The organism is Streptococcus himalayensis (assembly GCF_001708305.1).
GTDB classification, from domain to species: Bacteria; Bacillota; Bacilli; order Lactobacillales; family Streptococcaceae; genus Streptococcus; species Streptococcus himalayensis.
This window is the reverse complement of the sequence record NZ_CP016953.1, coordinates 2,123,790-2,144,430: the sequence shown is the minus strand read 5'-3', so window position 1 is coordinate 2,144,430 and position 20,641 is coordinate 2,123,790. Positions and strand designations below refer to the sequence as shown.

16 protein-coding genes are annotated in these 20,641 nt (G+C 41.6%); 11 read left to right on the top strand and 5 right to left on the bottom strand.

The features are described 5' to 3' along the window. Position 1: 1 nt before the first annotated feature. A complete protein-coding gene (locus BFM96_RS10065) occupies positions 2–1,303 on the bottom strand; it encodes an HD domain-containing protein (protein WP_068993756.1) in 1,302 nt (433 codons plus the stop codon). Between the two features lie 103 nt (positions 1,304–1,406). Here BFM96_RS10065 and BFM96_RS10060 point away from each other — a divergent pair, with 103 nt between their 5' ends. From BFM96_RS10060 to BFM96_RS10040, 5 genes are all read left to right on the top strand, one after another. Next, complete coding sequence (locus BFM96_RS10060) at positions 1,407–2,300, top strand: sulfite exporter TauE/SafE family protein (RefSeq protein WP_068993753.1); 894 nt, start codon at positions 1,407–1,409, stop codon at positions 2,298–2,300. Next, positions 2,297–2,683: a DUF1934 domain-containing protein gene (locus tag BFM96_RS10055; RefSeq protein WP_068993750.1), complete on the top strand. Its 387-nt coding sequence runs from the start codon at positions 2,297–2,299 to the stop codon at positions 2,681–2,683. Before BFM96_RS10060 ends, BFM96_RS10055 begins: the two co-directional genes overlap by 4 nt. 289 nt (positions 2,684–2,972) lie before the next feature. Beyond that, a complete protein-coding gene (locus BFM96_RS10050) occupies positions 2,973–5,669 on the top strand; it encodes a cation-translocating P-type ATPase (RefSeq protein WP_068993746.1) in 2,697 nt (898 codons plus the stop codon). A gap of 77 nt (positions 5,670–5,746) precedes the next feature. Beyond that, positions 5,747–6,547, top strand: a complete 801-nt coding sequence (locus tag BFM96_RS10045) for a DUF2785 domain-containing protein (RefSeq protein ID WP_068993743.1) — start codon at positions 5,747–5,749, stop codon at positions 6,545–6,547. Between the two features lie 227 nt (positions 6,548–6,774). Beyond that, positions 6,775–8,604, top strand: a complete 1,830-nt coding sequence (locus BFM96_RS10040; RefSeq protein WP_068993741.1) for a heavy metal translocating P-type ATPase — start codon at positions 6,775–6,777, stop codon at positions 8,602–8,604. 335 nt (positions 8,605–8,939) lie between these two features. On the opposite strand, the gene BFM96_RS10035 is transcribed toward BFM96_RS10040, so the two are convergent. Continuing rightward, entirely contained in the window at positions 8,940–10,133 is a 1,194-nt protein-coding gene (locus tag BFM96_RS10035) for a ferredoxin reductase family protein (protein ID WP_068994326.1), read from the bottom strand. A 271-nt stretch (positions 10,134–10,404) separates the two neighbouring features. Continuing rightward, positions 10,405–11,550 (bottom strand): DUF2974 domain-containing protein, encoded by a 1,146-nt coding sequence (locus BFM96_RS10030; RefSeq protein ID WP_068993734.1) that lies wholly within the window; start codon positions 11,548–11,550, stop codon positions 10,405–10,407. An 88-nt stretch (positions 11,551–11,638) separates the two neighbouring features. Here BFM96_RS10030 and BFM96_RS10025 point away from each other — a divergent pair, with 88 nt between their 5' ends. The 5 genes from BFM96_RS10025 to BFM96_RS10005 all read left to right on the top strand — a co-directional run bounded on the left by BFM96_RS10025 (position 11,639) and on the right by BFM96_RS10005 (position 18,817). Further along, entirely contained in the window at positions 11,639–12,316 is a 678-nt protein-coding gene (locus BFM96_RS10025) for a response regulator transcription factor (RefSeq protein ID WP_068993731.1), read from the top strand. After that, entirely contained in the window at positions 12,309–13,289 is a 981-nt protein-coding gene (locus tag BFM96_RS10020; protein WP_068993728.1) for a sensor histidine kinase, read from the top strand. Before BFM96_RS10025 ends, BFM96_RS10020 begins: the two co-directional genes overlap by 8 nt. Positions 13,290–13,651: 362 nt before the next feature. Beyond that, positions 13,652–15,622: an FtsX-like permease family protein gene (locus BFM96_RS10015; protein ID WP_068993725.1), complete on the top strand. Its 1,971-nt coding sequence runs from the start codon at positions 13,652–13,654 to the stop codon at positions 15,620–15,622. Between the two features lie 449 nt (positions 15,623–16,071). Then, positions 16,072–16,839 carry an ABC transporter ATP-binding protein gene (locus tag BFM96_RS10010; RefSeq protein ID WP_068993723.1) on the top strand — a complete coding sequence of 256 codons (768 nt, stop codon included), beginning with the start codon at positions 16,072–16,074 and terminating at the stop codon, positions 16,837–16,839. Beyond that, positions 16,832–18,817, top strand: a complete 1,986-nt coding sequence (locus BFM96_RS10005; RefSeq protein ID WP_068993720.1) for an ABC transporter permease — start codon at positions 16,832–16,834, stop codon at positions 18,815–18,817. Before BFM96_RS10010 ends, BFM96_RS10005 begins: the two co-directional genes overlap by 8 nt. A 120-nt stretch (positions 18,818–18,937) precedes the next feature. Here the strand turns inward: BFM96_RS10005 and BFM96_RS10000 are convergent, their stop codons facing one another. Continuing rightward, positions 18,938–19,354, bottom strand: a complete 417-nt coding sequence (locus tag BFM96_RS10000) for a hypothetical protein (protein WP_068993717.1) — start codon at positions 19,352–19,354, stop codon at positions 18,938–18,940. A 289-nt stretch (positions 19,355–19,643) separates the two neighbouring features. Here BFM96_RS10000 and BFM96_RS09995 point away from each other — a divergent pair, with 289 nt between their 5' ends. After that, positions 19,644–20,093, top strand: a complete 450-nt coding sequence (locus BFM96_RS09995; protein ID WP_068993715.1) for a DUF2798 domain-containing protein — start codon at positions 19,644–19,646, stop codon at positions 20,091–20,093. On the opposite strand, the gene BFM96_RS09990 is transcribed toward BFM96_RS09995, so the two are convergent. Next, positions 20,090–20,371, bottom strand: coding sequence for a hypothetical protein (locus BFM96_RS09990; RefSeq protein ID WP_068993712.1), 282 nt, complete (start codon positions 20,369–20,371; stop codon positions 20,090–20,092). The two genes, BFM96_RS09995 and BFM96_RS09990, sit on opposite strands and share 4 nt — an antisense overlap. Positions 20,372–20,641 lie beyond the last annotated feature (270 nt).

Below are 20,641 nucleotides of genomic sequence, written 5' to 3'. Positions count from 1 at the left end.
GTTATTCTCCATAGATAAAAGTTTCGTTGTAAATGTAAGATAGGAATTGCGTGTGAATGTCGCGAAAAAGTCCTGTTTGGCTCAGCATTTCTTTGGGGAAATAAAACCGATTGTCTCCATGCTTTGTGCCAGCTAGGGATTTGACAAGCGGAGATAGACTAGAGAGTTCAGCTAATTCTCCATCTGTTTGCAAAATCTCAATCTGAGTACGAGGTTTGTCGCTATTTGGATGATAGACATCATAGGGCAAATCAAAATTTCGATGAATAGCGGTATAGTAGTCTGCCTCAAATCCGACTTGATTGACAAGCTTGCGTAGGATATGGAGATGAGGTTCATTCTTTTCTGAGAAAACGATAGACTTTAACACCTTACGATTGATAAAGCGTTGGGCGAGATCCGAGAGGATTTTATCCGAGCTAGTCATCCAGTTTTGGAAATAAGTATTCATTACGCCATCATCTAGAGCTAGGTAATCTGATAGACTCATGCTTTTTTCAAAAAAAGGAATCAAATGAGGAGAGGATCGCACAAAAAAGTCCTTGTTTATAGTGTATAGTGCTTTCGCTCGCTGCAAGAGTTTTTGAAGGAGCACTTCCATGGCACGACTGGCTGGATGAAAGTAGACCTGCATATACATCTGATAACGACTGAGGACATAGTCTTCCACCGCATGCATCCCATTTTTCTGAAAGGCAATCCCGTTTGGAACGGGTCGAATGACCCTAAGAATTCGCGTCAAGTCAAACTGACCGTAATTGGCTCCTGTAAAATAGGAATCGCGTAGCAGATAGTCCATCCGATCGACATCAATTTGGCTTGAAATCAGCTGTACGACCTGTTTATTGGGATAAGTGTGGTTGATGACACTGGCGACCTTGTCTGGAAAGTCAGGGGAAACTTGGGCAAGAATGCGATTGATTTCGGTTTCTTCTTGGGTCATGATTTGCCGAGTCATTTCCTCGTGATCTGTATCAAAGAGCCGCTCAAAAGTATGGGAATAGGCACCGTGCCCCACATCGTGAAGGAGAGCTGCAGTCATGGTCAAAAGACTTTCTTTTGAATTCCAAGCTTCTGGATATTTTTCTTCAAAAATGGACACAATACGTCGTGCAATTTCGTAAGCCCCTAAGCAATGGGAAAAGCGACTATGTTCTCCGCCGTGAAAGGTATAACCTGACGTTCCTAGCTGTTTAATCCGACGAAGTCGCTGAAATTCCTTGGAATTGATGAGTTCATAAATAATAGGATGTTCCACATGGACGTAATTGTGGACTGGATCGCGAAACACTTTTTCATTCATTTTTCTATTATATCAAAAAAATGTTAAAGATGCTTGGGTGGTAGTAGTAGAATATTGCGTAAAAGCTATTTACGAAAGTGGCTTTTCATATTATAATAAGACTATGACAGAAGAGATGATTTTACATTTGATACAAGCCCTTTTGGTAGGGTTGATTGTATGGATAGCTTGGACGATTTTGTCCTATACTAAAAAACACAGGGTTAACCTTGGTGAGCGGTTTTGGACAGGTTTTGGAATTGGTTTTATCACTGATTTGCTCGATACGTTAGGAATTGGGACGTTTGCAACGACTACGACACTCTTTAAAGCGACTAAGCTAGTACAGGATGATCGAAAGATTCCTGCCACCATGACCACGGCTCATATCATACCAGTCTTGGTTGAAGCACTCCTGTTTATTACCATCGTTGAGGTCGATTTGCTGACCTTGGTTGCCATGGCGACGGCAGCTTTTACAGGTGCTTTTGTGGGGGCGCGCGTGACGCAGCATTGGAATACGCAGAAGGTGCAGCGGATTTTAGGGATTTTGCTGGTCATTGCAGCCTTCTTTATGGTCTATCGCATGCTGACCAATCCTGGAGCTGATTTGACCACAGATGTCCGTGGTTTGTCAGGCTGGAAATTAGTCCTTGGGATTGTTTTTGACTTTATCGTTGGGATGCTGATGAGCATGGGCTTGGGAAATTATGCACCAGAATTGATTTTCTTTTCTCTGATGGGCATCAGCCCAGCGATTGCGCTGCCCGTTATGATGTTAAATGCAGCTATGATCATGACAGCTGGAGCCAAGCAATTTATTGAATCTGGTCGGGTCAATTGGCCGGGCGTACCGGGCATTATCCTTGGTGGAGTTTGTGGGGTGCTGACAGCAGCGAAATTCTTGAGTAGCTTGGATGTCAATAATTTGAAAATTCTTGTGGTCTTTATTGCTTCTTATACGGGATTATCCTTGTTGCGTTCATCATTTGTATCTCGAATGAAGGAGAAGAAATGAAGATAGATATTTACAATGAAATTGATCTGGATGGTCAACTAGAAGTCATTGAGCAGGTGTATGAGGCAGAAGCGGTTGAAAAGGGAGACTTTCTCTACCTGACTTACCAAAATGAGGAAAAAGAACGCGTGGTCCTAAAAATAAATCAGCAAGAATGCACCATGACCCGCTTTTCAACTCCTAAATCTGTCATGCAGTTTCTCAGTAATGAGACAAGTGTGACGCAGATTGCCACTCCAGTCGGTGTGCAAATCCTCCATGTGGTGACAGACTTCTACCAGAAAGAAGGCAATCAAGTAACCATTCGCTATGCCTTACGCATTCCGCAGACAGGGCAAGACTTGGCTCGCTATAAACTTCGGATACAGTGGGCTGCATCATAAAAAAGGAACGACAGACACAGGAAAAATATTTAGCAAGAAAATAAGCTTTTCTGCATTTTTCGGAAAAAAGGGCTTTCTGCGATTGTCATGTAAAAAAGGAAAACATTCTTGCAAAAAAATTTCATTTTTGCTATAATAGTCAGCATATCAAGGGAGTAGCTGACGGAAGTATCCGTTACAAGGTCGTCAATCCGAAAGAAATTTCCGGCCTTGTATGAAATAGCGAGACTTGTTTGAATAAAACAAGTCTCTTTTTGTGTTTTCAAAAAGGGACGAAAAGGAGAAAAACATGTCAACAGAACAAAAGCGCCAAGCTTTTTACGCCCAAGATTCAGATGCTGTTTTGCGTGAGCTAGAGACAAGTGAGCGAGGCTTAACAACGAGTGAAGCAAGCAAGCGTTTGGAGCAATATGGACGAAATGAACTAGCAGAAGGTGAGAAACGCTCCCTTTTAGCGAAATTCCTAGATCAATTCAAGGATCTGATGATTATTATCTTGCTACTTGCAGCGATTCTATCGGTTGTAACATCAGGTGGTGAAGATATTGCAGATGCGATTATCATTCTTGCTGTGGTCATTATCAATGCGCTCTTTGGTGTCTATCAAGAAGGGAAAGCTGAAGAAGCAATCGACGCTCTGAAATCCATGTCTAGTCCTTCTGCCCATGTCTTACGAGATGGTCATGTGACAGAAATTGACTCAAAAGAATTGGTTCCAGGAGATATTGTGAGCCTTGAAGCGGGAGATGTCGTACCAGCTGATATGCGCTTATTGGAAGCAAATTCCTTAAAAATCGAAGAAGCTGCTTTGACTGGAGAATCAGTACCGGTTGAAAAAGATGTCCGTATGACAGTCGCAGAAGATGCCGGAATTGGTGACCGTGTCAATATGGCCTTCCAAAATTCCAATGTCACCTATGGTCGTGGACTTGGTGTGGTTGTAAATACAGGGATGTTTACCGAAGTTGGTCATATCGCAGGTATGCTTCAAGAAGCTGATGAGACAGATACACCACTCAAACAAAACTTGAACAATCTGTCTAAGGTTTTGACCTATGTGATTTTGGTCATTGCAGCAATTACCTTTGCTGTAGCCGTCTTTATTCGTGGTGAACATCCATTAACGGGTCTCTTAACCTCTGTTGCTCTTGCAGTTGCAGCCATTCCAGAAGGTTTGCCAGCTATTGTAACCATTGTCCTCTCACTTGGCACACAAGTCCTTGCAAAGCGTCATTCGATTGTTCGGAAATTACCAGCGGTCGAAACACTTGGCTCAACAGAAATTATTGCGTCTGATAAGACGGGGACTCTTACCATGAACAAGATGACTGTTGAAAAAGTTTATTACAATGGTCAATTAGTGGATGCCAAAGAAACCATTGAAGCAGGACTAGATTTACCATTACTGGGTGCGGTTGTTCTGGCAAATGATACGAAGATTGATGCAGACGGAAAACTGATTGGGGATCCAACAGAAACTGCCTTTATCCAATATGCACTGGACAAGGCCTATGATGTAAAAGCATTCTTAACGCAATATCCACGTGTTGCTGAGTTACCATTTGACTCAGATCGCAAACTCATGTCGACAATTCATCCGTTACCAGATGGAAAATTTTTCGTTGCCGTTAAAGGGGCGCCAGATCAGCTCTTACATCGTTCAAGTAAAGTGGATATAGCAGGAGAAGTTAGTCCATTAACAGATGAAGTAGCCGCAGCTATTAAGGCGAATAACTCTGAAATGGCGCATCAAGCACTTCGTGTTCTTGCAGGTGCCTATAAGATTATCGACAGTATCCCAGAAGAATTGACAAGTGAGACACTTGAAACGGACTTGATCTTTACAGGTTTGATTGGGATGATTGACCCAGAACGTGCAGAAGCTGCAGAAGCTGTGCGTGTGGCAAAAGAAGCTGGAATTCGTCCAATCATGATTACAGGTGACCACCAAGATACAGCAGAAGCAATTGCCAAACGTCTTGGCATTATTGATGCCAATGATACAGAAGATCATGTCTTGACGGGGGCTGAATTGAACAACTTATCAGATGAAGAGTTTGAAAAAGTGGTTGGTCAATACTCTGTTTATGCACGGGTATCTCCGGAGCATAAAGTACGTATCGTGAAAGCATGGCAGAACCAAGGAAAAGTTGTTGCCATGACAGGAGACGGTGTCAACGACGCTCCAGCCCTTAAAACAGCTGATATCGGTATCGGTATGGGAATTACAGGTACGGAAGTATCTAAAGGTGCCTCTGATATGGTCCTTGCAGATGATAACTTTGCAACCATTATCGTAGCCGTTGAAGAAGGACGGAAAGTCTTCTCCAATATCCAAAAAACCATTCAATACCTTCTTTCAGCCAATACGGCAGAAGTTCTGACCATTTTCCTTGCAACCCTCTTTGGTTGGGATGTGCTTCAGCCAGTTCATCTTTTGTGGATTAACTTGGTAACGGATACCTTCCCAGCGATTGCGCTTGGGGTCGAGCCAGCTGAACCAGGTGTCATGAGCCACAAACCTCGTGGACGCAAGTCAAGCTTCTTCTCAGGTGGTGTCATGAGCTCCATTATTTATCAAGGAATTTTACAAGGTGCCTTGGTTCTTGCGGTATATGGTTATGCGATTGCAAATCCAGTCCATATTGGTGATGTAAAAGCCATCCATGCCGATGCACTCACAATGGCCTTTGCAACCCTTGGCTTGATCCAGCTCTTCCATGCCTACAATGTGAAGTCTGTTTACCAATCCATCTTGACAGTTGGACCATTCAAGTCGAAGACCTTTAACTGGTCCATCCTTGTTTCCTTTATTCTCTTGGCAGCAACCATTGTTATTGAGCCATTAGAAGCCATTTTCCACGTGACTCATCTTGACTTGACACAATGGGGTGTCGTCCTTATCGGAAGTTTCTCTATGATTATCATTGTAGAAATTGTTAAGTTCGTTCAACGGAAATTAGGGTTGGATAAGAACGCTATTTAGAAGATAGAGAGGAAAGCTACCTGTCAGGTGGCTTTTTCTTCATTCTTCATGCTATACTGATAGAAAGGAGGTGCATGATGAAAAATCGTTTAGAGGAAAAATTACAATCAGAAAAGCCAAGCTACTCAGATGATGAAGTGATGTGGTTGTTGGAGCACATCGGTCATTCTGATGCGGCTATTCGTGATGAATTAGTCTATATCAGCCTAGGACGGGGTCTGTTTGAAGGTCTATTTACGAGAGCTCAATTTCGCTTATTGGTAGAGAAAAGTCTGGCGAAAGACTATTTACTTTATCGCATAGATGAAAGAGGACTTGCGACCTTGACACGCTCCTTTACTGCCTTGCTGTTAGGGCATCTCGTAGAAGTTAGTTGTCTATTAGATAGCCCCTATTTCCAATTGATTTCTGAGCAGGAGTATCAGAGCATTTGCCAGAAAGCCTATGAGTATTTAGAAAAAGAGCAGGATTTTACTGGTTATTCAGAAAGCTATGGCTGGGTGCATGCCTTTGCCCATGGAGCGGATTTGGCAGTTGCTCTTGTAAAACACCCTTTTTTTCAACAAGAAGACTGGAGTAGACTATTTCCAATGCTAACAGGAATTTTTAAACGTCTGCCTCAGCGATTTGTTGATGACGAGGAATGGCGATTGGCGCGTGTCATCTATGAGGCAATAAAACACGGTCATCTTCAGGAGGGCATTTTGATAGACTGGATTAAAACCTTGCATTTTCCTTTGGAAACCAATCTTGATTTTTATCGGTTTTCAGCTGTACGTTCCTGCTTGCTAGAAATTTACCTCCAATTGGACAGGGAAAATCTGTTGTCTGAGGAATTGAAACAAACTCTTTATAAAATGACAAGAATTGAGGAATAATAATTACATTTTTTTCTTAAATATCTTGACAAAGAAATTAAAATTATTTATAATAATAGTGTAAATTTGAAATATGAACAAGCAGCAAAGTGATTTGCGTAGCCGGGTCTATAAGTGTTTAGACAGCAGACAAGCTTTAGGATTGACTGAGCATATCTGTGAGACAGTACAAACTGTCCATAGGTATGCTCTTTTTTGTTCGGGAAACATCAGAAAGGAGAAAAAAGATGATAGAGATGTTGAACACAAAAAAAGGTGCCTATTTTGCTGGAGGAAGTGCTTTTTTAGGGATAGGATTGGTGCTGGATCACCTAGCTTTTCCCTTGAGCCTTTATGCTTTAGGGATTGCAATTTTCCTATTAGGATATCCGATTGCTAAGGATGTATGTTTGGAAATGGTGAAAACCAGAGATATGCAGGTGGATTTTTTGATGATTGTTTCTGCAGTTGGTGCTATGTTGATTGGCTCTTTTCATGAGGCGGCGATTCTGCTCTTTATATTTGCTGGATCAGAAGTGTTAGAAGAGTATGTTTTTAGAAAGTCCATCAAAACGATGGAGAGCTTGATGAATCAACTTCCCAAGCAAGCTACGGTGGTAAGGGAAGATGGTTCGACAGAGATTCTGGCTTTACATGAAATTCAGCAAGGAGAGATGATTCTCGTAAAAAAAGGTGAACAGATTAGTCTAGATGGTCGAGCAAGGCAGGCTATGCTGGTCAATGAAAGCCTCTTGACGGGTGAAAGTATTCCTGTGAATAAGGAGGTAGGAGATTCCGTGTTTGCAGGGACTGTGAATATTGGCGAGGCCAGTAGTTATGAGGTGACAAAGAGAAATGAAGAAAGCGTCTTTTCCCATATCTTGGAGTTGGTTCAACAGGCCACAGAAACCAAAAGCAAACGAGACCAGGCTATTCACCAAATGCAAAAGACCTATGTGATTGGTGTTTTAGCAACAGTCCTTGTCTTTATCCTTGCTTTGATTACATTTCAAGAGCTGTCCTTCACTCAAGCTTTTTACCGAGGGATGATTTTACTGACAGTGGCAAGTCCTTGTGCCTTGATTGCTTCTATCACGCCTGCCATGCTGAGTAGTATGAGTTTTGGAGCAAAGAATGGCATTCTCATCAAAAATGCAGATGCCTTGGAAAATATGATGAAGTTGTCTGTTTTGTGTTCCGATAAGACGGGGACTTTGACCAGAGGTGAGTTTGAGGTGCATGATTATCATTTGGACATTCCTGATTTGCTCCCGCTGATTTGTTATATGGAGAGTCAGTCTTCTCATCCTTTAGCAAGGGCTATCTTGGTTCGTTTTACAGAGGAAGCCATCCGCTACCAAGGGATAATGGCGCCTGTTCAAGAAATCGCTGGACAGGGGCTGTCTATGGGCGAAGTATCTGTTGGCAATCACGCCTTGGTAAAGGGCTGTTTTGATCCGAATGGTTATTTGAAAAAAGATAGTCAAGGAACGCTTTTATTTGTGGCCCAATCTCAGATTCTTGTTGGTTATATTGAATTGGTGGATACAATTCGTCCAGATGCCAAGGAAATGGTCCGTGATTTTTTACAAAGAGGGGTCAAGATGGTCATGTTGACAGGCGACCGTGAAAAATCTGCTGCTTTTGCTGCTCAGCAATTGCAGATAGACTCCTATCATGCTGCTTGTATGCCAGAGGACAAGCTTTCTTATCTCAAGAAAGAAAAGACTGGAAAAGCAGTGGTTGGGATGATTGGAGATGGCATTAATGACGCCCCGATTCTTGCCAATGCAGATATTAGTATTGCTATGGGAGGGGGGACGGATATTGCCATGGATGTGAGCGATGTGATTATCACGCAAAATCATCTAGCCAAGATTAGCTTGCTGTATCATCTCAGTCAAAAATACGGTAGCATTACGCGGAGCAATATTATCTTTTCCATCGCTGTAATTCTTATCTTGATTGTCTTAAATATCCTAGGACTTTTGGATCTTACTCAAGGAGTTTTCTTCCATGAAACTTCCACAATTTTAGTGATTTTAAATGGATTGCGTCTGCTGAATTTTAAACAATAAAAGTGGAAAACGAAATTTGAAATCAAGATGCGGCTGGAATTTCAGCTAAGATTAGTATTGGAAACGTTTTATACTCTACAAAGATTAACATCTGACTAGGCAACGAAATCGCAGGTAGAACTAGGGTTCAGTAAGGTGAGTTAACGATGTCAGATGTTGATTTTTGATGAGTATAAGGAAAAATAAGATTGTTGACATTTATGTTCCTCTAATCTAAAATTTGATACATTAGACATAAAAAAACGAACAAGACAGAATTCTGAAGGTCAGAAAACTCGTTTTGTTCGTTTGTTGTATTTAGGGTTGGATTTTGTCCTAGCCTTCTTTATAGAGATTTATTTGAAGGAGAAGCCTTCATAGATGAGTTCAGCCAAGGGATTGACTTTTTTGAAGGTAGTGGCTAGAGCGTTCATCATAGGAGTTGGCCCACACATAAAAATTGTGGTATTAGAGGGGATTTGATGATTGCTGAAATCAAGATACCCATCGACCTTGCTGTCTAGGAGATGGAGCTTAAAGAGCGGGTTGTTGGCCTGGTAGTCCATGAGCAAGTCCAGATGAACAGCATTTTCTGCGCCAGTATAGGCATAATAAAAATCTACAGGTTTTTTGAGGGTTGGAGTTTCGCGGATGTAGGACAGAAAAGGAGTAATACCGATTCCACCTGCAATCCAGATATGCTGGCTACGACCTTGGTCTAATTTCATGTGTCCATAAGCACGGTCAATTTTGACAGATGTTCCCACAGCCAACTTATCATACATTTGCTGGGTGTGATCACCAGATGTCTTGACGGTGAAATAGACCGTATTTCCATGTCCTCCTGAGATGGAGAAGGGGTGAGGTGCTTTTTCTAAGCCTTTTTGAAAAATTTTAACGAAGGCGAATTGACCGTAGTCATAATCAAAGGGGCGATCCAGCTCGATTTCGATATCCAGCGTATCGTGATTGAGCTTATCAATGCGTTTGATGGTCCCCTTGTGTTTAAAGCCGATACGTTGGTAGAGAAAAATAATGTAAAAGCCAGAAACTAGTCCGATGAGGGCAAAACCACCGACTACAAAACCGAGGAAAGTCGGCTGGAGCAAGACTCTTCCTAAAATCATGTAAGCATGGAGCAGTCCAAAGATATAGGCAAGATAGACCAAACGATGAATCATACGCCAACTTTCATATTTGAGAAATTTCCCTAAATAAGCGACGAGAATAATGCTGAAGAAGAGGTAAATGGCGATATTCCCCAACTGAGCGGCCAAGTGAGACCCCCAGAGTCCGCCCATGGCTACATTGTGAAATACGAGTAAGAGAAGGGAGAAGGTAGCCATAATTTTATGGAAGAAATACATGTTCTCAATACCGTGAAAGAGCTTTTCCAAGAAAGCTGCACGGGTGGAGAGTAAAAAAGTTAGAGACAGGCTAGTGAGGGCCAGTCCTGGAATGAGAAACTGACTGAATCCAGCGTTCAACCAGGCTAGAATGGTCAGTATAAGACTAAAGAATAAGAGGGCAATGCCGTTGAGTGATTTAATCACGATAGAAAAACTCCTTTGTTGTAATATTCTTTATTCTAACAGAATGTGAGTTCTTCTGTCAACTTATACTCATTTAATTTCAAAAATAGCTATTTCATCTGTGTATATTTATTTTTTGGTATAAAATATAGAGAACTAAATGAGTGAAACAGGATACTGTTTCAGTAAATGGAATGGGCATTAAAAATAGGTAGTTTATGTCTGAACCATCTAAGAAAGGAGTAAAAATGCCAACGTTGATTTTCATTTGTTGAGTTTACCCATTCACCTAGTTTTTTGGGAGCTCGTTGGTATCATTTGTTTCAAATAAAGAAGGGAAAGAAAAGGATTTGAAAGAGCCAAGAAAGGCTTGGTAACGCATGGAAATCAAGAGTTGGATCAAGCGTTCCAACATTTCCTTTTGATAGTCAGGCAAATTTTTGGCATTGTCAAGGATTTGAGAGACTTTCTTGAGTTCAGATGCCTTAAAGAGCTGATTGATAGAGGTGATTTCTGCGTCCAAAATCAAGCCGAAAAAGACATCAAAAAAGGCTTTTAGCTCTTCATCTGAAACACCGGCCACCCAGTTTTTTAGGGTCTGGTCTACTTGGATACTATCGGGATTGAGGGTGTCTAGGAGTAGAAATTCGTGGCCTTCTACCACCCAAGAAAAGGTATTGTGCTGAGCAAGTCCAAAAAGGGCTGTACTTTTTACAATCGAGGCCTGTTCTGGCACATCTAACATCATCCCAATCAAAGAACCCTGAGGAATATAACGGCGAATCAGATGGGAAATCCGTTCGTAGCCGAAAGACTGTGTCACAGAGCGATTAAGACCGGGAGCATCATAACTATAAATATCAGTAATTCTATCTTGGAGAGCAGGAGAAATTTGGCTAGCAGCATAAGCAGCGAGATTTCCTCCCTTAGAGTGGCCAGTGAGAATGAACTGCCCCTCAGGGTAGGCAGTCATGACCTTTTCGACGTAGGCTGTTGCTGTTTTTTGGGCAGGGATTTGAGACAGGTAAGTCATCTGGAAATCTTCCTTCCATCCGATAATCGAATCATCAGTCCCGCGAAAGGCGATGACATAGGTATCTGGCTTTAGCTTGTAGGTGAGGGCGGCAAATTGTTTTTCGACCTCCATGTCTAAATCCTCTTGATAGGCAAAGAGTTTAAGATTTTTATAGCGTTTGGCAGTGGTCACTTCCTGAAAGAGTTGAATTCGATTTTTCGTATGGGTAATGAGAGATTCAGAGTATTCGTAGTCAGCTAAGTCGGAAAGACGAATTTCTTGGTCAATCGCTTGGGGGACAAGCTCTTTGTAGTCTAGATAGGTCAATTCGGTCAATATCAAGCAATCAAGAGCATTGAATGGAACGTCATAGATATGATGATGTTGGATGTCCTCAAGGTAGGAAAAAATATTGTTCATGGCACTTCCTTTTTTTAATCTTTCATTTAGTATAGCATAATTCGCCCTAGCTTTGCTATAATAGAGGGAGAAAAGAAAGGGGATATTCATGCACAAGATATTATTGGTAGAAGATGATGGAGTAATTCGCCAAGAGGTCAAGAAAATGCTTACTCAATGGGGATTTGACGTGATTGCGGTGGAAGATTTTATGGAGGTGTTGACGATTTTTGTCAAAGAAAGTCCGCATTTGGTTCTGATGGATATTGGCTTGCCCTTATTTAATGGCTACCATTGGTGTCAGGAAATTCGCAAAATTTCTAAGGTTCCCATCATGTTTTTATCGTCCCGTGACCAAGCCATGGATATTGTCATGGCCATTAACATGGGAGCAGATGATTTTGTGACTAAACCTTTTGACACGAATGTCCTCTTGGCAAAAATTCAAGGACTTTTACGACGCTCTTATGAGTTTGGTCAGGAAACCAGTCTGTTAGAGTATCAAGGGGCGATTTTAAATTTGAAATCCATGGATATGGTGTATGATGGAGAGACGATTTCTTTGACCAAAAATGAATTTCACATCTTGCGAGTTTTGTTTGAACATAGGGGAGAGATTGTGGCACGAGATGATTTGATGAAGGAATTGTGGAATAGTGATTTCTTTATTGATGACAATACCTTGTCTGTCAATGTGGCTCGTCTGCGAAAGAAACTGGAAGAATATGGCTTGGCCCAATTCATCCAGACAAAAAAAGGGATAGGATACGGATTACGTCATGACTAGAGAGGAAAAATGGCTGTTTGCCCAAGCCTATTTGAAAAAATGTGGGCAAGTGGGATTTTATCTGGTCCTCATGTATGGAAGTTTTGGGCTCTTTCTTTATTTATTTGAAACAAGTCGCACTGTTTTGGGCTATCTTCTACTCATCTTAACGATTTTAGGGGGCGTTTTTTGGCTCATAGACCTTGTGTTCTCCTATCAGCGTTTTAAAAAATACGCTCTCTACCAAGAAGAGAGCAGTCGTACGCCTATGGAAAGATTATTGTCAGAAAGAATTGCGTCCTTGGAGAAGGAAAAAGCGGCCCTCCAATTAGAAGAGCAGAAAAAGCGAAACGATTTATTGGATTATTACACGCTTTGGGTGCACCAGATTAAAACTCCCATTGCAGCTGGTCAATTGCTGGTCCAATCCATTGAAAACCGAGAGTTGAAAGGGCAGATGGAGCAGGAGTTGTTTAAGATTGACTCTTATACCAATCTCGTCCTTCAATACTTACGCTTAGAAAGTTTTCACGATGACTTGGTTGTCCAACAGGAAAACTTGGAATCCATGGTTAAGGAAGTGGTGAAAAAGTATGCTCTCTTTTTTATCCGCCAAGGTCTGTCACTTGATCTGCATGATTTAGAGGTAGCTGTCGTGACTGATCGAAAATGGTTTCTGGTGATTTTGGAGCAAATCCTCTCCAACAGCCTCAAATATACCAAGACTGGAGGGATTGAGATTTATGCAGAAAATGGAGTTCTCTACCTCAAAGATACAGGAATTGGGATACAAAATAGCGATAGTTTGCGGGTCTTTGAACGTGGATTTTCTGGCTATAATGGTCGCTTGACCCAGCAATCGTCTGGTTTGGGACTTTATTTATCCAAAAAAATCGCAGACAGTCTAGGGCATAGCCTCTCTCTGACGTCCACCATCGGACAGGGAACGACCGTTATGATTTCCTTTGCCCGCCATCGACTGGTATTTGAATAGCTTTCTTACAAAATTGTAAGATTTCATAGAAAAATGAAAGGATAAGTTATGGATAGCTCCTTTCATTTTTTATACAATAAGAGAGTACTATTCGTCAACAATCAAAATCTGACGTCGCTAACTCACCTTGCTTCAACAGTCCGCAGGACTGTTGAAGGTTGAAAATAAGGGAGTGGGACAAACCAGCTAACTTACGTTACTTTTGCGGTTTTTAGGATACAAGTTACGCTAGTGTTATCTGTCACCTTCCACCATTTTCAATTGTGGAACCTAGTCAGATTTGGATTGTTATGGAGTATAAACAATCGCAATCGCTCAGGAATTGTAGCTATTTCTGAAAGTGTAGAAAGGGAGGAACTTGGATGTTTTCGTTAACTAGCAAATTGGCTGTGTCCAATCTTATCAAAAATCGTAGATTATATACCCCATTTGCCTTGTCTACGATGGTGGCAACTGCGATTTTATATATCTTTGTCGCCTTGGCTCATAGTCCGCATTTGGAGGAGAGTTATGGGGGTTCCCCTGCTCGGTCGGTCTTACAATTTGGGATTTTTATCATTCAGTTGGCGGTCTTATTTATGGTCGTCTATGCAAATAGCTTTGTCATAAAAAATCGCTCGAAAGAGCTGGGTCTTTATAGTATTCTTGGTATGGAAAGGCGGCATTTGCTGCTTATGACCTTTGTCGAATTGTTCCTTTTTTTCCTAGGGACAGTCGGTGCAGGGCTAGGCCTTGGTCTTGTCTTAGACAAGTTGCTTTTTGCCTTCTTGCTCAAGATTACTAATTTGCCAGTTGTGATTGTTTCAAGCTTTCAGTGGAGTAGTGTTTTTCTGACCTTGGGCAGTTTGGGCGTGATTTTCCTTGTGATTGTCGCTATCAACAGCCTGCGTTTATGGCGGTACAGCTCGCTAAATCTGCTAAAGGAAAAGAAGGCTGGAGAGAAGAAAGCACGGTTTTTAGGCTTGCAAACCTTGCTTGGTTTGGTCTTACTTGGGACAGCTTATGGTATTGCCCTGACGGTGACTAGACCAGTGGTGGCCATTCCCTATTTCTTTTTAGCAGTACTTTTAGTCATCCTTGCTTCTTATCTTCTCTTTAATGCAGGGACTATTACCTTGTTACAAGGGCTGAAAAGACATCAATCCTATTACTATCAGCCTAAAAATATGATTGCAGTGTCCAATCTGATGGCACGCATGCGAAAAAATGCAGCCGGTCTGGCTACCATTTCTATCGTTTCCACCATGCTTTTGGTCACTTTGACTGGCTCGATTAGCATTTTTGTCGGTCAAAAAGATTACCTAAATACTCTCTATCCCCATGATTACAATATTTCTCGCTATTATGTGGACAGAGATGGGACAGAGTCTTACCTGAACTTGATCAAAGACAGTGCTAAGAAAGCGGGGTTAACCGATCCTCAATTCACCTCTATTTTCTACCAGCAACATAGTTTGGAGCAGATTTCGGGCAATCACTTGACCTTGATCAATGAATTAAAGGAAGAAACGGATATAGCTGGTCTGGTTCTGACGTTTTCCGAAAAAGACTACCAAGCTCTGACTGGTGAAACAGTCTCTCTAAAAGAAGACGAGGTTCTAGCTTTTGGTCAAAAAGTGTCGCTTGATCCCCAGAAACCACTGACTATCGAATCTAAGGAATGGAAGGTAAGAAGCTTTTCCAAAAAGGATATTTTACAAAGCAAGATAAGCAATGCTAGCAAGCTCTACCTTGATAAAATCTTGGTGTTGGTAGTCAAGGATGCAGCAATGCTAGCACCGGATGCAAAGACCGTTTACTATGTCGGTGTGGATAGCAAGGACAAGGAGAATCAGGCTTTTATGCAAGCGGTTCATGATAGGCAGAAAAAAGGAGAGTCACTTATGACGGCGGTGCGAGCTGACATTGAGCATGAAAGCCTCAGTGTTGTAGGAACGCTGCTCTTTATTGGTATTTTTCTATCCCTTGTCTTTCTATTAGGAACGGTCTTGGTCATCTACTACAAGCAAATCTCTGAGGGCTATGAAGACCGGGAAAACTTTGTGATTTTGCAGCAAGTGGGTCTTGATGAAGGAGCCACTCGGGCAACCATTCGAAAACAGATTTTGACGGTTTTCTTCCTCCCGCTGCTCTTTTCTTTCTTACACCTAGCTGTCGCCTTTAAGATGATTAGTCTGATTGTCATGATGTTAGGAGCGACCAATACCCCTCTTTTGGTACAGACGACCGTTATCGTTTGCTTGCTTTTCCTTCTTGTTTATATGCTGGTCTTTTGGCTGACCTCAAGAAGCTACCAGACAATCGTCTCTCGCTCCCGTCTTTCAAAAATGTAAGAAATCAACATAAAATGAAAGATTAGGTTATGGAAGCGACTGCTAGAGTGCTCTATACTAGAGAGGTAATACTCGTCAACAATTAAAATCTGACGTCCTTAACTCACCTTGCTTCAACAGTCCAGCGGGCTGTTGAAGGTTGGGACAAACCAGCTAACGTACCTACCCCTGCTGTTTTTAGGACACAAGTGACGCTAGTGTTACCGATCACCTTCCCCATTTCTCAATGGTGGAACCTAGTCAGATGTTGATGCTTATAGAGTATAAGAGATGTCATTTGATTTAGCTACAGAAGGAGAAAGCTTATGAAATTTTTTAGAAAACAAAAGAAAAAACAGCTAACTCAACAAGAAATTGATAGAGTCAGCCTGGGATATGAAACTAGTCAATATTACTTTTGGCTCCAATACAGCCACTAATCCTCGTAAATATAGAATAGGAGAATAACAATGTCATTACTCGATGTGCAACACGTGAAGAAAATTTACAAAACTCGTTTCCAAGGTAGCCAAGTGGAAGCGTTGAAGGATATTCATTTTACGGTCGAAGAAGGCGAATATGTCGCTATCATGGGGGAATCAGGGTCTGGGAAATCCACACTCTTAAATATCCTTGCTATGCTTGATAAGCCGACAGAAGGACGGGTTTATCTCAATCAGGTGGACATGTCTACTATTAAAAATAGTGAGGCTTCCAGTTTTCGAAGGGAGAAGTTAGGGTTCGTCTTTCAAGATTTTAACCTCCTGGATACCTTGTCTGTCAAGGATAATATCCTCCTGCCACTTGTCTTGTCTCGCCGTCCCATTACGGAGATGATGAAAAAATTAGTCCTCGTCTGCAATGAATTGGGAATTAATAGCTTGCAAGAAAAGTTCCCCTATGAAATTTCAGGAGGACAAAAACAACGGGTGGCTGTGGCACGTGCCATTATCACAGAGCCAGAGATTTTGCTGGCTGATGAACCGACAGGGGCACTAGATTCCAAGTCCTCTGCTGCACTTCTAGATGTCTTTGATGATATCAATAGTCGGGGGCAAACCATTCTGATGGTTACGCACTCGACAGCAGCAGCCAGTCGTGCCAAACGCGTTCTCTTTATTAAGGACGGAATTCTTTACAATCAAATCTTCCGAGGAGATAAGAGCGAGCGGCAGATGTTCCAAGAAATCGCAGATACCCTCACCATGATGGCAAGTGAGGTGAAGGGCCGTGATTAAGCTAACCAGTAAGCTAGCGGTGTCCAATCTCTTTAAAAACCGTAGACTCTATTATCCCTTTGCCCTAGCTAGTTGCCTGGCTGTGGCTCTGTCCTATCTGTTTATCTCCCTTACCCTCAATCCTCATTTGGAGAAAGTTGCGGGGGCTTCGAGCATTGCCTTTGCCCTTGGTTTGGGGATTGTGGTGGTGAGCATTGCAGAAGTTATTATTGTACTCTATGCCAATAGCTTTGTCATGAAGAATCGCTCAAAAGAGCTGGGGGTGTATGGCATGCTTGGGATGACCAAGTGGCACCTCTTTCTCATGACTGTACAAGAATTGATTTTCTTTGGGATAGGCACCTTTGTGCTCGGTCTAGGAATTGGTTTGCTCTTTGATAAGCTCATTTATGCCTTTCTTTTAAAGCTGATGAAGGTAAAAGTAGAGCTCATCTCGAGCTTTCAATGGCCGGTGCTCGTTATTGTCCTTATCATTTACATGCTCATTTTTGCTTTGCTCATTCTCATCAATGGCTGGCGTCTTGTGCGGTTCAATCCACTGCAACTTTCTAAGGAAACGGCTAGCGGGGAGAAAAAGGGGCGTTTTCTGGGGTTACAAGCCTTTCTTGGTGGGATTTCTCTTGCTCTTGGCTACTTTTTAGCCTTGAGTGTAAAAGACCCGGTAGCTGCTATTATGACTTTTTTTCTAGCAGTTCTAGCCGTGATTTTGGGGACGTATCTGCTCTTTAACGCAGGTATTACGCTCTTTTTGGCATTTCTCAAAAAACGCAAGCACTATTATTACCAGCCCAATAACATGATTTCGGTTTCCAACCTTATCTACCGCATGAAGAAAAATGCAGTCGGATTAGCGACCATTTCTATCCTGTCAACCATGGTGCTTGTGACCTTGACAGCAGGAATCAATATCTATGCTGGGAGTGACTTTTACCAAAAGGTGATGAATCCACGGGATTTTGCTGTCGCTGGTCAAGGAGCTGACCCTGCTCTTGTCACAGAAGCCTTGCGAGATTTTGCTAAAGAGCATGAGTTAACAATGACCAAGCAGGATGTCTATGAAAGTTATGTCTTGGGTGTCCGTTCACAGGAAGGCAATCAATTTGACGTTTTTCATAAAACGGAAGTGAATGTTTTGCCACAAGCTATTTTACTCCTTTTTTCGGCAGCAGATTATGAAAAGATGACAGGTGAAGAGCTGACCTTAAAAGAAAATGAAGCAGCTGTTTATTCTAAAAATATTCAACTCGACTCTAGTAAGCCCATTCGTTTTGCAAATCAGAACTTGGAAATCAAGGAACGTTTAAAGGATAACTTCATCGTGGGCAACATCCCTGATCAATATTCTGTCTTGGTTTCTAAAATCGTCTATCTCGTGGTCAATGATCCGAGCCAAGTTTTAAGCCCCGTTAGGGAAACAGCTCGTGTGAATCAAGAACTCTACGGAGGTTTCAATACAGATGCAAGTCGAGAAAGCCAGTTGGCCTTAACAGCAGCCTATGAAGAAAAAATCGATCAAATTAGTCAGGGATTAGCAGAAGGGTATCTGTATGGAAGTGTCAAGGCAGATGCTGTGGAGCAAATGAATGGCTTGATTGGAGGTATCTTCTTTATTGGGATTTTCCTATCCTTTGTCTTTATGCTAGGAACGGTGCTGGTCATCTATTACAAGCAGATCTCTGAAGGTTTTGAGGATCGCGACCGCTTTGTTATCTTGCAAAAGGTCGGTTTGGATGAAGGGCAAATCAAGCAGACCATTCGCAAACAAGTCTTGACCGTCTTTTTCCTCCCGCTTATCTTTGCCTTTGTGCACTTGGCTTTTGCCTATCACATCATCAGTCTGATTTTACAAGTCTTGGGTGTCTTGAATAGTAGTTTGATGCTGATGGTAACACTGGGCATCTGTGGTCTATTCTTTCTTCTCTATCTGTTTGTCTTTCTCATTACCTCAAAAAGTTACCATAAGATTGTAGCCTTGTGAGAAAAAAGCTGAGTTAAACGCATTCAATAGAAAAACGCATAAATCAACCCTTCTTAATCATTGATTTTATGCGTTTTTTATGTGAAGCGGAAATCTACTTTACCTATTCTATATAGGTTGTCATCGTTTTTTATCCCAAGCTAGTAGCTGTTCTTTCAATTCATCATAGGTACATGAGTTTGTTTTGTCACTTGTATCATATATTTCTTCACCAATCCTTGCAACAATGCCTTCGTCTCCAAGGGAGGAGAAAGCAAGAACAGGAACTTTGTTTGGCTCGTGTTCTCCTAAGGTGACAAATCGCTGTCCATCTCGTGGGAAATACTCCAAGTTCAAGATTTCTTGGACAGAAGCACCAGTTTCCTCACAAAAAATAGTAAACTCTCTGACTGTTTGATTGGGAATGTTTTGAACGTGACTATAGCTAGTTTTGGGGTGGTTGACTTGCACATCACTACTCAGATTCAGTGGCTGGATAGCAAGGAAACAAGCAAGCACTCCAAGTAGAAAAATACTAAATGTAATATATTTTTTCATTGTGCTCACCTTTTCTGTTTGAAAATCATTCTGTATTTGTGTAAACATAGAATGAGGGAGTAGATAAAAATTACAAAATATAGTTTCCGACTTTCTTCCTTTCTATCATAATTTTTATCTTAGTTTAATTATACAATAGTTCATATAAAAAATCATCATATTGTTCTAACAAAAACTAGGAATTGCAGATTTTAGTTCAGTGTGGTAAAACGTTTTCTTTTTCAAACTACTTACGCGAAAGCTGGAAATATGGTAGAATAGCAGGACTTTGATTAGAAAGGAGAGGACAATGCCGAAAACGAAAAAAGAATCTTTTGTATTTACCTTCTTGATGTGTAGTATCATGGTCTTTGGAATGAGCATTTGGAACTTGGTCTTGGTTGGGCAGTTCTCTTGGGGGCATGTGTTTGCTGGCTTCTTACCGGCTTTTATTTTGGCTTTTTGCTTGGATGTCTTCTTGGTGGGACCGATTGCAAAGACCATAGCCTTTCGCCTACTGCACCATTTGCCCCAACCAGTCAAAATCTGGCAGAAAATCCTTGTGATTTCTGGAACGATGGCCTTGTTTATGGTGACCTTTATGTCCCTTTATGGCTTATGGATGAATGGAGTTGGTCTGAGTTTAGCAAGTTATGCCAGGGCTTTTTTGAGCAATGTAGTGATGGCTCTACCGTTGAATTTTCTCCTAGCAGGACCGCTCGCACGCCTCCTTCTTGAAAAGCTACTTCCGTATCTTTAGAGACCCCCTCCACACAAGAGCAGGGTAATGGGAAAGGCAAAAATCAAGCACAGGCTGAGAATTGCATAGCCCCATTTTCGAAAAAGAATGGATAGGATGAGGGAAATGAGCCCCATGGCTGGCAGGAGTTGGAACACTAAAAATCCACCCCAACGAAAGGCTCCCTGATAATGAGGAATGAGATGGGTTGGTTCAAAGAAAAATCCACCTATCCAGAGGAAAAAGCCGAGGTAAATCAAATAGTGAAATCGTTGTTTAAGAAACTGTAATAAAGTCATCAGGACCTCCAATCATAGGAGTGAGAAAGAAATCGAGGTTTTCAAAAATAAGCCTCGTTTTTTTCTAGGTTTGGAGAAGAAAGGCTCGATTTGAGCTTCACGGTTGACAAGAGAAACAACTGTTAGCATACTCCTCTTCTTCCAAAATAGCGAAAACGTTTTCTAATTCTATGGTGGCATATTTTTGGACTTCCTTCAAATATTTATGCAAGAAAAGGACATCTGACTGGTTTTCAAATCGGTTAAACTATGGTAAAATGGTGTATCAAC